Source organism: Achromobacter sp. K91, from assembly GCF_003576205.1.
Lineage (GTDB): Bacteria > Pseudomonadota > Gammaproteobacteria > Burkholderiales > Burkholderiaceae_B > Achromobacter > Achromobacter aegrifaciens.
Map to the genome: position 1 here is coordinate 114,907 of NZ_QWFB01000030.1, position 13,501 is coordinate 128,407.

Annotated in this window: 14 protein-coding genes; 5 read left to right on the forward strand and 9 right to left on the reverse strand. The window is 64.7% G+C overall.

Features of this window, described 5'->3' with window-relative positions; all coding sequences use genetic code 11:
* The first annotated feature begins 46 nt into the window (after positions 1-46).
* The 3 genes from DXK93_RS12105 to DXK93_RS12115 all read left to right on the forward strand — a co-directional run bounded on the left by DXK93_RS12105 (position 47) and on the right by DXK93_RS12115 (position 1,846).
* The gene (locus DXK93_RS12105) at positions 47-751 is read left to right on the forward strand and encodes a Crp/Fnr family transcriptional regulator (protein WP_054456926.1); all 705 of its coding nucleotides are present in this window, start codon (positions 47-49) and stop codon (positions 749-751) included.
* 64 nt (positions 752-815) lie between these two features.
* Complete coding sequence (locus DXK93_RS12110) at positions 816-1,277, forward strand: MarR family winged helix-turn-helix transcriptional regulator (RefSeq protein WP_054456924.1); 462 nt, start codon at positions 816-818, stop codon at positions 1,275-1,277.
* Between the two features lie 143 nt (positions 1,278-1,420).
* A complete protein-coding gene (locus DXK93_RS12115) occupies positions 1,421-1,846 on the forward strand; it encodes an organic hydroperoxide resistance protein (protein ID WP_013396768.1) in 426 nt (141 codons plus the stop codon).
* Between the two features lie 190 nt (positions 1,847-2,036).
* On the opposite strand, the gene DXK93_RS12120 is transcribed toward DXK93_RS12115, so the two are convergent.
* The 7 genes from DXK93_RS12120 to DXK93_RS12150 all read right to left on the reverse strand — a co-directional run bounded on the left by DXK93_RS12120 (position 2,037) and on the right by DXK93_RS12150 (position 9,254).
* Entirely contained in the window at positions 2,037-2,759 is a 723-nt protein-coding gene (locus DXK93_RS12120; protein WP_119450177.1) for an ABC transporter ATP-binding protein, read from the reverse strand.
* Positions 2,760-2,777: 18 nt separating this feature from the next.
* Entirely contained in the window at positions 2,778-4,700 is a 1,923-nt protein-coding gene (locus tag DXK93_RS12125; protein WP_119450178.1) for an ATP-binding cassette domain-containing protein, read from the reverse strand.
* Between the two features lie 3 nt (positions 4,701-4,703).
* Positions 4,704-5,576, reverse strand: a complete 873-nt coding sequence (locus tag DXK93_RS12130) for a branched-chain amino acid ABC transporter permease (protein WP_013396765.1) — start codon at positions 5,574-5,576, stop codon at positions 4,704-4,706.
* A 143-nt stretch (positions 5,577-5,719) separates the two neighbouring features.
* The gene (locus tag DXK93_RS12135; protein WP_054456918.1) at positions 5,720-6,883 is read right to left on the reverse strand and encodes an ABC transporter substrate-binding protein; all 1,164 of its coding nucleotides are present in this window, start codon (positions 6,881-6,883) and stop codon (positions 5,720-5,722) included.
* A gap of 330 nt (positions 6,884-7,213) precedes the next feature.
* Positions 7,214-8,155: a LysR substrate-binding domain-containing protein gene (locus DXK93_RS12140; RefSeq protein WP_054456916.1), complete on the reverse strand. Its 942-nt coding sequence runs from the start codon at positions 8,153-8,155 to the stop codon at positions 7,214-7,216.
* A 52-nt stretch (positions 8,156-8,207) separates the two neighbouring features.
* Complete coding sequence (locus tag DXK93_RS12145; protein ID WP_119450179.1) at positions 8,208-8,519, reverse strand: antibiotic biosynthesis monooxygenase; 312 nt, start codon at positions 8,517-8,519, stop codon at positions 8,208-8,210.
* A 102-nt stretch (positions 8,520-8,621) separates the two neighbouring features.
* Positions 8,622-9,254, reverse strand: coding sequence for a LysE/ArgO family amino acid transporter (locus DXK93_RS12150; RefSeq protein ID WP_054457287.1), 633 nt, complete (start codon positions 9,252-9,254; stop codon positions 8,622-8,624).
* A 146-nt stretch (positions 9,255-9,400) separates the two neighbouring features.
* Here DXK93_RS12150 and DXK93_RS12155 point away from each other — a divergent pair, with 146 nt between their 5' ends.
* Entirely contained in the window at positions 9,401-10,300 is a 900-nt protein-coding gene (locus DXK93_RS12155; RefSeq protein WP_059379996.1) for a LysR family transcriptional regulator ArgP, read from the forward strand.
* Positions 10,301-10,319: 19 nt separating this feature from the next.
* Positions 10,320-10,820, forward strand: a complete 501-nt coding sequence (locus tag DXK93_RS12160) for a copper chaperone PCu(A)C (protein WP_119450180.1) — start codon at positions 10,320-10,322, stop codon at positions 10,818-10,820.
* A gap of 234 nt (positions 10,821-11,054) precedes the next feature.
* Here DXK93_RS12160 and gdhA read toward each other — a convergent pair whose 3' ends face one another.
* Both gdhA and DXK93_RS12170 read right to left on the reverse strand, forming a co-directional pair.
* Complete coding sequence (gene gdhA / locus DXK93_RS12165) at positions 11,055-12,401, reverse strand: NADP-specific glutamate dehydrogenase (protein ID WP_054456908.1); 1,347 nt, start codon at positions 12,399-12,401, stop codon at positions 11,055-11,057.
* A 429-nt stretch (positions 12,402-12,830) separates the two neighbouring features.
* Positions 12,831-13,442, reverse strand: coding sequence for a LysE family translocator (locus DXK93_RS12170; RefSeq protein WP_119450181.1), 612 nt, complete (start codon positions 13,440-13,442; stop codon positions 12,831-12,833).
* Positions 13,443-13,501 lie beyond the last annotated feature (59 nt).

Consider the following 13,501-nt stretch of genomic DNA (forward strand, 5'->3'; position numbering starts at 1 on the left):
CAACTGTCACCATCGCGACATTCAAGGAACTTTTAGGGTATTCCCGATGCAGCTATCCGACTCCCTGCAACTCGCCGCCGCCTGGTTTCGCGTGCTCAGCCGCGATCAGCAAGAGCGCGTCGAGAGGGACCTTACCGTGCAGCAGGTGGTTGCCGGGTCGATCATAGAGCGCAAAGGTGAACTCGCCCAGGCTTGGATAGGGGTGCTGGCGGGGCTGGTGAAGGTTTCGGTGGGCAACGCCGAAGGCAAGGTGGCGTCGCTGACCGGCGTGCCTGCCGGCGGCTGGATCGGCGAGGGCTCGCTGCTCAAGCGCGAGATCCGCAAGTACGACATCGTTGCACTGCGGGATTCGGTGGTGGCGCGCCTGCCGGCCGCTACCTTCGATTGGTTGCTGGATAACAGCATCCCGTTCAACCGCTATCTGCTCCACCAATTGAACGAGCGCGTGGCGCAGTTCATCGGCAAGGCGGAGTACGACCGTTTGCTGGATCCGGATGCGCGCGTGGCCCGCTGCCTGGCCGAACTCTTCAACCCTTTGCTGTATCCCGGCATGGGCATGCGCCTGGCGATTACCCAGGAAGAAGTCGGCTATCTGGCCCGGGTGTCGCGCCAGCGCGCCAACCAGGCGCTGCGCAAGCTGGAAGAGGCGGGCTTGCTGAATGTGGAATACGGCGCGGTCAGGGTGCTGGACCTGGACGGCTTGAAACAATACGGGTCGGACCGCGCCGCGGCCGAGGGCGAGCCGGCCTAGGCGCTGGCCGCTCTTGTTCAAAATAGTTGTTGACGATAGATCGCGCGCTATTTAATATTGCGCAATGAAATCCAGATCCAAAGCCAAGGCCGCATTCAACCCGCTGCTGCTGGACAGCCAGCTGTGCTTCGCCCTGTACTCGACCTCGCTGGCGATGAACAAGGTGTACCGCAAGCTGCTGCGCGGTCTGGACCTGACCTATCCGCAGTACCTGGTGATGCTGGTGCTGTGGGAAGGCGACGAGATTACAGTGACGGATATCGGCGAGCGCCTGTTCCTGGATTCGGCCACGCTGACGCCGCTGCTGAAGCGCCTGGAAGCGGCAGGCCTGGTAACGCGCAAGCGCGCCGTGGAAGACGAGCGCCAGGTGATCGTCGGACTGACCCGCCAGGGCCGCGAACTGCGCGCGCAAGCCGAGGCCGTGCCGCACTCGATCGCGGGCGCCGCGCAGTGTTCGCTGGAAGAGGCGCAAGGTATGATGAAAACGCTGCATGCGCTGCGGGAGAAGCTCAGCGCAAGTCTTTGAAGCGGCGGGCCAGGCCCGCTATCGTTAGATCAAATAAATAGTGCGCTATTTAATATTGCACTATTTAAATAGTAAGGGTCGCGGCGGGATGTTCCCGCCAGGCCTGGCAGTCCAACCTCCACTTCCCTACAAGGAAACGCATCATGTCTATCGAAAAAGTGCTGTACCGCGCCCATGCGCACGTCACCGGCGGCCGTGAAGGCACGGGCGCCACGGACGACGGCAACCTGAACGTCAAGCTGACCACGCCGAAGGAACTGGGCGGCGCGGGCGCGGCCGGCACCAATCCGGAACAACTGTTCGCCGTGGGCTACTCGGCCTGCTTCATGGGCGCCATGAAATTCGTCGCCGGCCGCGACAAGATCGCCATGCCGTCGAATGCGACGATCGACGGTGCTGTTGGGATTGGTCCTATTCCTACGGGGTTCGGGATCGAAGTCGAACTGAAGATTTCGTTGCCGGGGATGGAGCGGGCTGAGGCGGAGAAGCTGGTCGCTGCGGCGCATATCGTTTGCCCTTACTCGAATGCTACGCGGGGCAATATTGATGTGACGTTGACGATTGTTTGATCGTTGATGGGTTGTTGATGTTCTGTTGGCGGGCGGCCTTGTTCTTAGGCCGCCCGTCGTCGCGTGCGGCGTGGCGGCTCGCGCCCACGATTGCGGTCCGGAGCGAAGGCTCCGGGCCGCAATCGTTGCCCCGCGCAGCGCGAGGCCCCGACGTGGCAGGCGTCAAAAGAACGCCAACAACGCCATCCCTCTAATGCGACCCACCCAAGTAAGCCGCCACAACAGCCGGATCATGCTTCAACTTCTCCGCACTCCCATGCACCGAGATCCGCCCGTTCTCCAACACATACCCATAATCCGCCACATTCAATGCAGCAGCAGCAAACTGCTCCACCAGCAGCATCGTCACCCCTTCATCCTTGAGCCGCGCAATGATCCGGAACACTTCTTCCACCAGGATCGGCGCCAGCCCCATTGAAGGCTCGTCCAGCAACACCAGTTCCGGATTCAGCATCACCGCTCTAGCCATGGCCAGCATCTGCTGTTCGCCGCCCGACAAGGTGCCGGCCAGCTGATCGCGCCGTTCCTTCAGGCGCGGAAACAGATCCATGGCCCGGCCCAGGTCGGACTGCACGTCGCCCTTGGGACGGCTGCCTGTCAGGCGCGGGAAAGCGCCCAGCAGCAGGTTGTCGGTGACCGACAGCGTTGGAAATACTCGCCGGCCCTCGGGCGAATGCGCCAGGCCCAGCCGCGCGATGCGGTGAGACTCCAGGCCGTCGATGCGCTTGCCGCTCAGCGTGACCTCGCCCGCGGTGGGACGGATCATGCCGGACAGCGCCCGCATCGTGGTGGTCTTGCCGGCGCCGTTGGAGCCGATCAGCGTCACCACCTTGGCCTTAGGCACTTCCATGCTGATGCCGTGCAGCACCTTCACCTTGCCGTAGCCCGCTTCCAGATTCTTGATCGATAGCATCTTGTTGTCCCCTTGGCGTCAGGCGGGCGCGCCGCCCAGATACGCCTCGATGACCTTGGCGTTGCTTTGCACTTCGTTGGGCAGGCCCTCGGCGATCTTCTGGCCGAAGTCCAGCACCGACACGGTGTCGCACACCCCCATCACCACGTCCATGTGGTGTTCGATGAGGATCAGCGTGATGCCGTGGTCGCGCACCTTGCGGATGATGGCCAGCAGTTCGACGATGTCGGGCGCGGTCAGGCCGGCCGCGGGTTCGTCCAGCAGCAGGAGTTGCGGATCCAGGGCCAGCGCGCGGGCGATTTCCAGCAGGCGTTGCTTGCCGTAGGGCAGGTTGCGCGCTTCCTCGCTGGCCAGGGATTCCAGGCCCACGAATTCCAGCAGCGCCATGGCGCGGGCGCGGGCGCCCTGTTCCTCGCCTTTCCACTTGGACGTGCGCAGCGCGATGCCGGCCAGCCCAGTGGTGAAGGTGTGGTGCAGGCCGACCAGCACGTTTTCCAGCGCGGTCATTTCGCCGAAGAGCTGCACGTTCTGGAAGGTGCGCGCAATGCCGGTTTCGGCAATGTCGGCCGGTGTCATGCCAACCAGCGACTTGCCCGAGAACTCCACGGCGCCGGAAGTCGGCACGTAGATGCCCGTCAGCACGTTCATCATGGTGCTCTTGCCGGAGCCGTTGGGACCGATCAGGCCATGGATGGTGCCGCGCTTGACGGTCAGGTCGACCTGGTTCAGCGCCTTCAGGCCGCCGAACTGCATCAGCACGCCCTTGGCTGCCAGCAGCGTGTCGCCCTTGCCCTTGGCCGCATCGGGCACGGCGTCCTGGGCCTTCACCAGATCCGACTTGACCGAGAGCGCGGCGCGGCGGTTGGAGAAGAACAGGTTGCGCACGAAGCCCACGATGCCGTCGGGCAGGTAGTACACGACGAACAGGATCATGGCGCCGAAGATCGTCAGGCGCCAGTCGGTGACCGCTTCCAGCCAGTACGAGAACACCGCCAGCAGGATGGTGCCGACGACCGGCACGACGACGCGGCGCGGTTCGGTGCGGCCCTTGGATATTGCGATGGCGCTGCCGACGGTGACCAGGATGGCCACGGCCAGCGCGATCAGCCTGAAGGTCGAGATGTCATCCAGCATCTTGGGCAGCAGCACGATGATGGACGCGCCCAGCAGCGCGCCCGTGCGGCTCTTGCGCCCGCCCATGATGATGGCCAGCAGGAACAGGATGGTCAGTTCGAAGTTGTAGGTGTTGGGCGAGATGTACTGTTCGGAATACGAGTACAGCGCGCCGGCCAGGCCGGCGAAGCCGGCGCTGATGACGAAGGCGAACACCTTGTGCCGGTAGACCGACACGCCCATGCAGTCGGACGCGATGGGGCTGTCCCGCAGGGCCTCGAACGAGCGGCCCAGGTGAGACTTCAGGATGCGGTGCACCACGATCAGCGACAGCACCAGCAGCGCCGCGACCAGCCAGAAGTACTCGCTCTTGGTCAGCACATGTCCGGCGATGGCGGGCTTGGAGATCTTGATGCCCAGGGGGCCTTCGGTGAGGAAGGTCATTTCGTTGATCAGGATCTGGATGATGGTGCCAAACGCCAGCGTCACCATGGCCAGGTACGGCCCCGTGACGCGCAGCGCCGGCAGCGCCAGCACCGCGCCGAAGGCGGCCGCGATCAGGATGGCGGCGGGCAGGATCACCCAGATGGGCATCTGCAGATGGAAGAACAGCACGCCCGCCACATACGAGCCGATGCCGAACAGGCCGGCGTGGCCCAGCGACACCTGGCCGGTATAGCCCACCACGATATCGAGCCCGAACAGCAGGATCGAATAGATCATGATGGTTTCGATGAGGTGCAGGTAGTACGTGTTGGTCACGCCCAGCGGCACGGCGGCCAGGCAGGCCACGGCCACGATGGATAGCAAAAGGTGCAAGGGTTTCATCGCTTACACCTTCTTGATCGCGGTCTTGCCGAACAGGCCGGCGGGCTTGAAGGTCAGTACGAGCAGCAGCAACACCAATCCCGGCACGTCTTTGTACCCCGTCGAAAGATAGAAACCGGTGGTCGTTTCGGCGATCCCCAGGATCAGCCCGCCCACCACCACGCCCATGCCGCTGGACAGGCCGCCGATGATGGCGACGGCGAAGGCTTTGAGGCCCAGCACCGCGCCCATGGTGGCGCCGGTCAGGGTCAGGGGCGCGACCAGCACGCCCGCGAACGCGGCAGTCAGCGAGGACAGCGCGTAGGAAAAGGTGATCACCATGCCCGTGTTGATCCCCATCAGGCCAGCGGCGTCGCGGTCATTGGACGTGGCGACGAAGGCCTTGCCGTAGATGGATTTGCGGTTGAATATCTCCACCAGCAGCATCATCGCCAGGGCGCCGAACACCACCAGCAGCTCCATGGGCAGCACGTTGGCGCCCAGCACCTGGATGGGCGCTTCCGGCAGCGGCGAGGGGAAGCGCAGGTCGTCGCGGCCCCAGATGTTCTCGGCGACGTTCTTGAAGATGATGCCCAGCGCGATGGTGGCCATGATCCAGCCGAACTCCGAGCGGGTCTTGATGGCGGGCCTGACGCCCACGCGCTCGACCAGCGCGCCTTGCGCGAATCCGAAGATGCAGACGATGGGTATCATCACCCAGTAGTTCACGCCCAGGCCGACCAGTGTCAGGCCGACCAGCGCGCCCAGCATCAGGGCTTCGCCCTGGCCGAAGTTCAGGGTGCCCGACGTGGCGAACGTGAGCTGGTATCCGAACGCGATGACGGCATAGATCATGCCCAGCGCGATACCGCTATAGATGAGCTGTAGAAGAATCATGGTGTGTGTCGTGTAGCGCTGTGGTTCCGTCCCAACCCCCTTGGGCAGAACGCGGTTTTCAGGCGGCGGCAAGCCCGCGCCCTGGGCGACAGGGCGCGGCTGGCGGCGGCCGGGCAGCCGCCGCCGGGATGCGCTGCGGGACCTTAGTTGGCCTTGACGACGCGGCCGCCCTTGACCTCGCCGATGACCACTTCCTTGACGGTGATCGCGTCGTGGTTGTCTGCGCTGAAGGGCTTGTTGTAGGTCATGACCACGCCCTCGACGGGCGTCTGCAGGTTTTCGAGGGCCTCGCGGACCTTCGGGCCGTCGGTGGAGTTGGCCTGCTTGAAGGCCGCGGCCAGCAGATAGATGGAGTCATAGCCCTGGGCGGCCGACACCGGGGAATCGATGCGGTTGTTCTTGGGCTTGAACTTGGCCAGGTAGGCGTCGATGAAGGCCTTGCGCTTGGGCGTGTCCGGGTCCTGGATGAAGGTCTGCGGCATGCGCGCGCCTTCGCCGTTGGCGCCGGAGTTGTCGATGTAGTTGGCCATGGACAGGGTCCAGCTGCCGATGATCGGCACCTTCCAGCCCAGCTTGGTCATGCCGTTGGCGACCTGGGCCAGTTCGGGGCCGATGCCGTAGGTCAGCACGGCTTCGGCGCCGGCGGCCTTGGCCTTCAGCAGCTGGGCCGTCATGTCGACGTCCTTGATGTTGAACTTCTCCACGGCCACGGGCTTGATGCCCTTGGCGTCCAGGGCCTTTTCCAGGTCCTCGCGGCCGAGCTGGCCGTAGTTGGTGGAGTCGGCCAGGATCGCGACCTTCTTGAAGCCGCGGCGGGTCACCGCCTCTTCGACGATCATCGGGGCCTGGATGCTGTCATGCGCCGCGTTGCGGAACACGTAGTTGTTCGGGTATTCCGGCGCCTTGAACTGGTGCGTGATCACGCTGCCCGTGGCCACGTTGTTGAACACGGGGATCTTGGCGTCCTGGTAGAAGCGCTGGGAGGCCAGGGCCACGCCCGTGTTGATGTAGCCGACGGTGGCGGCGACCTGTTCCTTGTTGATCAGCTCTTGGGCGATCTGTACGCCGCGCTCGTTCTTGGCTTCGTCGTCGCGTTCGACGGCGACCAGCTGGCGTCCCATGACGCCGCCGTTCTTGTTGATTTCTTCAATGGCCAGGCGCACGCCGTCGCGCATGCTGACGCCCATGGAGGACGAGCCGCCGGTGTAGGGGCCGGCCACGCCGATCTTGATGGGGTCGGCGGCGTGGGACGCGGCCGTTGCGGCAAGTGCAAGGGTTCCTGCTAGCAGCTTCAAACGAAAATCCATTGATGTCTCCGTTGTAATTGGTAGAACTGCGTGGAAAACCGTGTGCCGGCGCCAGACGGCGAAAATCGTTGCTGCGGCGCTCTCCTGTGTGGCGTGTCGTGACTGTCTGCCTAATCACTTACGCGAAACTGACCCGGCGGGGTTTTTCCGCGTAAATACCTAGTACGGACGCACGAGGGTTCCTGTCATGCGCCATGGCGCTGCCTGCTGTGGGGAAGGGAATGGAAGGCGGCGTGCCGTGGCGGGCATGGGCGGGACATTGCATTGGCGGCATCCTAGCCAGCGCGGCGGCGGGCTGCGCGGAATTTCATTCCGCCCCGGCCTGGAAATTTATTCCTTACCGGCCCGCAGGCCTTGCGGCCATTGAGAAACCTGTTTGCACACGTCATCCAGCCATAGGGAAAACGCTTGGACCGCTCTGCCCGGCGGGCGCGAGGTTTCGGTGCACAGGTAATACTGGCATTCGCCGGGAATTTCGATGTCCAGGACGCGCACCAGCTTGCCCTCGTCCAGCCATTCGGCCGCCAGCGCGCGCCGCGTGAGCGCCAGGCCCTGGCCGGCGCGCGCGGCTGCCAACATGATGCCCAGGTCCACCAGCCACACCCCGCGCGCGGGCTCGGGCCAGTCCAGCCCGGCGGCGGCCAGCCAGGGCCGCCACGGTTCCATCGGGCAGCGCAGCAGTTGCGCCCGGGCCAGGTCGGCGGGCCGCTCGAAGGGGCCGTGCCGGTCGCGGTATTCGGGCGCGCAGACCGCGAACACCGGATCCGCCGTCAACTGGTGCGCGTTCAGGCCGGGATATTTTCCGCTGCCGAAGCGCACCCAGACGTCGGCATTGGGCGGCATGATGTCCAGGTAGGGGATGGACAGCATGATTTCCAGCTCCACCTCGGGATGCGCGGCGGTGAAGCCGGGCAGGGCGGGGATCAGCACCTGGCGGGCGAACGTGGGGGTGGAGACGACGCGCAGCGGTTCGAGCTTGGGTTCGCCGCGCTTGTGCAGGGAGGCGTCGGACAGCAGGTCCAGCGCGGTGCGGACCTGGTCCAGGTACTCGCGTCCGGCCGAGCTCAGCGTGGCGCCGCGGCTGCTGCGGATGAAGAGTGTGACGTCCAGCATGGCCTCGAGCGCGGCGATGCGCTTGCCGATGGCGCTGGCAGTGACGAAGAGTTCCTCGCTGGCGCGTTCGAAGGAGCCCAGGCGGGCGGCTGCCTCGAAGGCCTGGATGGCTGCCAGGGGGGGCAGGCGCACATCTTTGGAAGGGCTGGGACCGCGCATGATCGTCTGGCGGGCCGGTGTTGCGCCCGACGAAAGATTGGCTACCGGGCGATTATAAGGACGGCGGCGCCAGCCCTGCGCCGTAGCGCCGGAGCACCTGGGAGATTTCCACGCGATAGCCGTCCAGCCAGCGCGCTTGTGCGGCCTTGGCCTGCTGGTGCGCAGGGTGGCGGATGAGTTGTTCCAACGCTTCCAGCGATTCCCAGTAGTAGACGTTGGAGATCAGGCCGCGCGCGGCGTCTGCCCAGCTCTCTTCGCCCAGATAGCCCGGAATGGCGCGCGCGGCAGCGGCGATGGCTTGATCCAGGCGGTGAAAATCATCGTCGAACTGCTTGGTGGCGAAGATGAAGGTGGAGCTGTACATGTGGGACTCCGGACGCGGCGGGTGCGGCAAGCAGGAAAACCGGCCGCCGGGAGGTCCGGGCGGCCGATCGGGGGAACTGCTGGAAACGTAGCTTAAACGCGTCTACACGCCCTTCAGTGCCAGGCTGACCGCCAGCGCGGCCATGACCACGGCGATGATGCCGTCCAGCACGCGCCAGGCCGACGCGCTGGCGAAGAACGGGGCGAACAGGCGGGAGCCTATGCCGAGCACGGCGAGCCACAGCAGGCTGGCGGTGAAGGCGCCGGCGGCGAATGCCATGCGCGCTTCCTCGAAGCCGTGCGCCAGCGAGCCGACCACCACCATGTCGAGCCAGAAATGCGGATTCAGCAACGAAAAGCCCAGCGCGCCCAGCATGGCGGCGCGGCGCGATGGCACCACGTCGCGGGCGGCGGCCAGGCCGCCGGTGGCGGTCCAGGCGCGGCGCGCAGATTGCAGTGCGTACCAGGACAGGAAGGCCACGCCGAACCACAGCACGGCGGTTGTCAGCCAGGGGAACCAGGCGGTGAGCGCCTGCAGGCCGGACACGCTGGCGAAGATGAAGACGGCGTCTATCAGCGCGCAGATGGCGACCACGCTCAAGAGGTGGGCGCGCATCAGCCCCTGTCGCAGGATGAACGCGCTTTGCGCGCCCACGACCGCGAACAGGCCCAGCCCGGTGGCCGTACCGCTGGCCCAGGCAGTGAAGAAGAGGGGGGATGACAACGTGGCGAACATGACCTGCACCTGTGCTGCTACGCCTGTGGCGGCGTTTGGATGACAACGCCGGGCGCTATCGGCGCTCCGGTAATAAGGCATTTTCGCTTGCGGTGAATGTGAAATAAAGCTAATTTTCCTTCACTATCTTAAGTAAAACTAATCTTATGAAAATCGATCACGGCAACCTGCGCGCCCTGGCCGCGGTAGTGCGGGAAGGCAGTTTCGAGCGGGCGGCGCTGTCGCTCAGCGTCACGCCATCCGCGGTGTCGCAGCGGATCAAGGCGCTGGAGGACCGCATGGGCCGCCTGCTGGTCCAGCGCACCGTGCCGGCGGTAGCCACGGCGGACGGGCAGGTGCTGGTGCGGCTGGCCGAGCAGACGGCGTTGCTGGAGCATGACGCGCTCGACCGCCTGGGCGTGGCGGACGACGATGTGCCGTATGCCAGCATCCCCGTCGCGGTCAATCATGACAGCCTGGAGACCTGGTTCGTCGATGCGGCGGTGCAGTTCTCCGCGCGCACCCGCGCCACGCTGGACATGCAGTCCGAAGACCAGGACCACACCGCGGCGCTGCTGCGCAACGGTTCGGTGCTGGGCGCGGTGACCGCCCTGGCCGAGCCGGTCCAGGGCTGCCGCATCCATGCGCTGGGCAGCATGCGCTACGTGGCCACCTGCACGCCGGAATTCCACAAGCGCTACTTTTCGCAGGGCGTCAACGCCCAGACGCTGGCGCAGGCGCCAGTGCTGGTGTTCAACCGCAAGGACGCGCTGCAGGCGCGCTTCGCGCACAAGATCGCCGATCCCGCACCCTGGCAGCCGCCGGTCTGGTGGGTGCCGTCGACACGCGCGTTCGTGCAGGCCACGCTGGGCGGCCTGGGCTGGACCATGAATCCGCTGCCCTTGGTGCAGGAACACCTTGATGCAGGTCAGCTGATGCTGCTTCGAGGCCGCGCCTGGGAGGATGTACCGCTGTATTGGCAGCATTGGCGGGTAAACTCCGAAGCGATGGAAGCCCTGACGGATTCGGTCCTGTCAGCTGCCCGCAGCCTGGTCAGGCGGCGTTAACCCACTAGGAGAACAACCCATGAACATCCGCAAGTTCGCTGTCATTGCCGCACTGGGCCTGTGCACGGCCGGCTCGGCCTGGGCGAAGGACTACAAGGTTGGCCAGATCGAGGTCGACGACCTCTGGGTGCGTGCGTCGGCGCCTGGCCAGTCCAATGGCGCGGGGTATATGGACATCGATAACGACGCCAAGGCTGCTGACCGCCTGCTGTCGGTGTCGTCCGACGCGGCGGAACGCGTCGAACTGCACACGGTGCAAACCGAGAACGGCGTCTCGAAGATGCGTCAGGTGGAAGGCGGCATCGCGTTGCCGGCGGACACCGAGGTCAAGCTCAGCCCGGGCGGCTACCACGTCATGTTCATCAAGCTGAAGGCCCCGTTCGCCGAAGGCGGCACGGTCCCGGCCACGCTGAAGTTCGAAAAAGCCGGCGAAGTCGCCGTGCAATTCAAGGTCAAGCCGGCCTCGCACAACCCCGGCATGAACCACGGCAGCATGAACCACGGCACGATGAAGCATTAAGCGCCAGGCGCCGCCCGCGCCTGACGGCGCGGGTGTAGTCGCATGAAAGACTAAGCCGGCCCAGGGGCCGGCTCAGGCAGATCCTCGCTATTGGGGCAGGTCCGTCGTCAGACCAGAGGCAGACCCGCCCGCATCAAGCCGGTCTCCCCCAATCGGGGCCGCGCGGAGCCGGGCTCCGCCGGTCCGCAGCGGCGCCCCCCTGGGGGGGAAGCGCGCAGCGCTTCGGGGGGGGGATTAATACAAGCCTTGCTGACGCATCGCGTCAGCCACCTTCACGAAGCCGGCAATGTTGGCGCCATCCAGGTAGTTCACGTATTCGCGCTCGCTATGGCCGTGGCGCACGCAGTTCTCGTGGATGTCGCGCATGATGGCGTGCAGGCGCGCGTCGACTTCCTCGCGCGTCCAGGACAGGCGGGCCGAATTCTGGGCCATTTCCAGGCCGGACACGGCCACGCCGCCGGCGTTGCTGGCCTTGCCCGGGGCGTACAGCACGCGGGCGGCGATGAAGGCCTTGGCGGCTTCCAGCGTGGCCGGCATGTTGGCGCCTTCGGCGACGCACAGCACGCCGTTCTTGATCAGCGTTTGCGCATCGGCCAATTCCAGTTCGTTCTGGGTGGCGCAGGGCAGGGCCACGTCCACCGGCACGTGCCACGGACGCTTGCCGGACTCATAGGTCAGGCCGAATTGGCGGGCATAGGTGTCCAGGCGGCCGCGCAAGTCGTTCTTGATGTGCATCAGCGCCACCAGCTTCTCGTGCGTGAAGCCGGCTTCGTCCACCACGGTGCCGTTGGAGTCGGAAACGGTCACCACCTTGGCGCCGAGCGCCATGGCTTTTTCGATTGCGTACTGGGCGACGTTGCCCGAGCCCGACACGGACACGCGCAGGCCGTCGAAGGACTTGCCCACGCGCTTGAGCATTTCTTCAGCGAAGTACACGGTGCCGTAGCCGGTGGCTTCGGGGCGGATCAGGCTGCCGCCGAAGGTCAGGCCCTTGCCGGTGAACACGCTGGCGGTCGAGTTGGACAGCTTTTTCATCATGCCGGCCATGAAGCCGACTTCGCGCGCGCCCACGCCGATGTCGCCGGCCGGCACGTCAGTGTCCGGACCCAGGTGGCGGTACAGCTCGATCATCAGAGCCTGGCAGAAGCGCATGACTTCGGCGTCGGACTTGCCCTTGGGATCGAAGTCGGAGCCGCCCTTGCCGCCGCCCATGGGCAGCGTGGTGAGCGAGTTCTTCAGGGTCTGCTCGAAGGCCAGGAACTTCAGGATGGACAGGTTCACCGAGGGGTGAAAGCGCATGCCGCCCTTGAAGGGGCCGATGGCCGAGCTGTGCTGGATGCGGAAAGCGCGGTTGACCTGGGCCTGGCCGCGGTCATCGGTCCAGCACACGCGGAACTGGATCACGCGTTCCGGTTCCACCAGACGCTCGAGTACGGCATGCTCGGCGTAGTGGGGGTGCTTCTCGATGAAAGGCCAGAGACTCAGCATCACCTCCTGGACGGCTTGCATGAACTCAGGCTGCTGCGGGTCGCGCGCGGCGACGCCACGCAGGAAGTCGTCCAGACTCTGCACTTTCAACATGATCTCCTTGGGGGTGCTTCGAATAGGTGCGGACTGCGCCGGATTGGGGCGCGAAAATTCTTTTTGGTGCACGGCTGCACCTGTATGGTGCGGGAATTGTAGGGGCAAAATGTTGCCCTGCGCAAAGCCGAAAAATAGTGCCATCACCTTGATATCAAAGCACTTTTTCTTTTATTTTAATAGGGACGTATTGATGGCTGGATTCGGGTGGATGACGTGTTTGTGAGGGAGATTTGGGCAGAAATGCTTGAATTCCCTAGGGAAATAAATATGTCCCCGTTTATTTAACCCAAGAAGTATTGCGCCCTTGCGACTTCCGCAGAGGGAAGGAACGCTGGTCTGAGGCATGTTTGGGCTGGCACGAAGGGTGTTGCCTGCTTAATGCGTCCCCGTTATTTATTTGAGCGAAATCATTCCCCGGGGGCAGGATTACAACTGCGCGGCAGCCAGCCCCGCGCCCAAGGCCATCAAGACCGCTCCCACCACCCGATCGGCCGCAAGCTGATGATCCAGCAGCAGCCGCCGCAGGAAAGGCGAGGACACCGACCACGCCACCACGCCGAACCAGATCCAGTGCGCCAGCGACATGAACAGGCCATAGCCGAACTGCCACGACAACGGCGTGCCGGGCGACACGACCTGGGTATAGGTGCTGACCACGAACAGCGTGGTCTTGGGATTGAGCGCGTTGGTCAGAAAGCCGCTGTATAGCGCCTGCCAACTCGAGATCGGCGGGCGGGCCGACAAGTCGCGGCTGACCTGGGTGCGGTTGAAGAAAGTCTTCCAGCCCATGTAGACCAGGTAGCAGGCGCCCGCGAGTTTGATGCCCTGCAGCACGGGCTGCGCGTAATGCGCCAGCAGGCTGACACCGAACATCGTATAGAACACGTGCACTTGCACGCCCAGCGCGATGCCCAGCGCGCAGATCAGGCCGGTGCGGCGGCCGAACAGATAACTGTTGCGCGTGACCATGGCGAAGTCCGGCCCGGGGCTGATGACGGCAAGAATGGTGATGAGGGCGACGGCGATCAGTTCGGTCATGGCAATAGGGCGGCAGGTTGCGAAATGGAGCCGGCATTGTGGGACGCTGGCGCGCGCCG

Bases quoted from the DNA above. Each gene is read 5' to 3' on its own strand.
- DXK93_RS12105 (WP_054456926.1), top strand. From the start codon at position 47: ATGCAGCTATCCGACTCCCTGCAACTCGCCGCCGCCTGGTTTCGCGTG.
- DXK93_RS12110 (WP_054456924.1), top strand. From the start codon at position 816: ATGAAATCCAGATCCAAAGCCAAGGCCGCATTCAACCCGCTGCTGCTG.
- DXK93_RS12115 (WP_013396768.1), top strand. From the start codon at position 1,421: ATGTCTATCGAAAAAGTGCTGTACCGCGCCCATGCGCACGTCACCGGC.
- DXK93_RS12120 (WP_119450177.1), bottom strand. From the start codon at position 2,759: ATGCTATCGATCAAGAATCTGGAAGCGGGCTACGGCAAGGTGAAGGTG.
- DXK93_RS12125 (WP_119450178.1), bottom strand. From the start codon at position 4,700: ATGAAACCCTTGCACCTTTTGCTATCCATCGTGGCCGTGGCCTGCCTG.
- DXK93_RS12130 (WP_013396765.1), bottom strand. From the start codon at position 5,576: ATGATTCTTCTACAGCTCATCTATAGCGGTATCGCGCTGGGCATGATC.
- DXK93_RS12135 (WP_054456918.1), bottom strand. From the start codon at position 6,883: ATGGATTTTCGTTTGAAGCTGCTAGCAGGAACCCTTGCACTTGCCGCA.
- DXK93_RS12140 (WP_054456916.1), bottom strand. From the start codon at position 8,155: ATGCGCGGTCCCAGCCCTTCCAAAGATGTGCGCCTGCCCCCCCTGGCA.
- DXK93_RS12145 (WP_119450179.1), bottom strand. From the start codon at position 8,519: ATGTACAGCTCCACCTTCATCTTCGCCACCAAGCAGTTCGACGATGAT.
- DXK93_RS12150 (WP_054457287.1), bottom strand. From the start codon at position 9,254: ATGTTCGCCACGTTGTCATCCCCCCTCTTCTTCACTGCCTGGGCCAGC.
- DXK93_RS12155 (WP_059379996.1), top strand. From the start codon at position 9,401: ATGAAAATCGATCACGGCAACCTGCGCGCCCTGGCCGCGGTAGTGCGG.
- DXK93_RS12160 (WP_119450180.1), top strand. From the start codon at position 10,320: ATGAACATCCGCAAGTTCGCTGTCATTGCCGCACTGGGCCTGTGCACG.
- gdhA (WP_054456908.1), bottom strand. From the start codon at position 12,401: ATGTTGAAAGTGCAGAGTCTGGACGACTTCCTGCGTGGCGTCGCCGCG.
- DXK93_RS12170 (WP_119450181.1), bottom strand. From the start codon at position 13,442: ATGACCGAACTGATCGCCGTCGCCCTCATCACCATTCTTGCCGTCATC.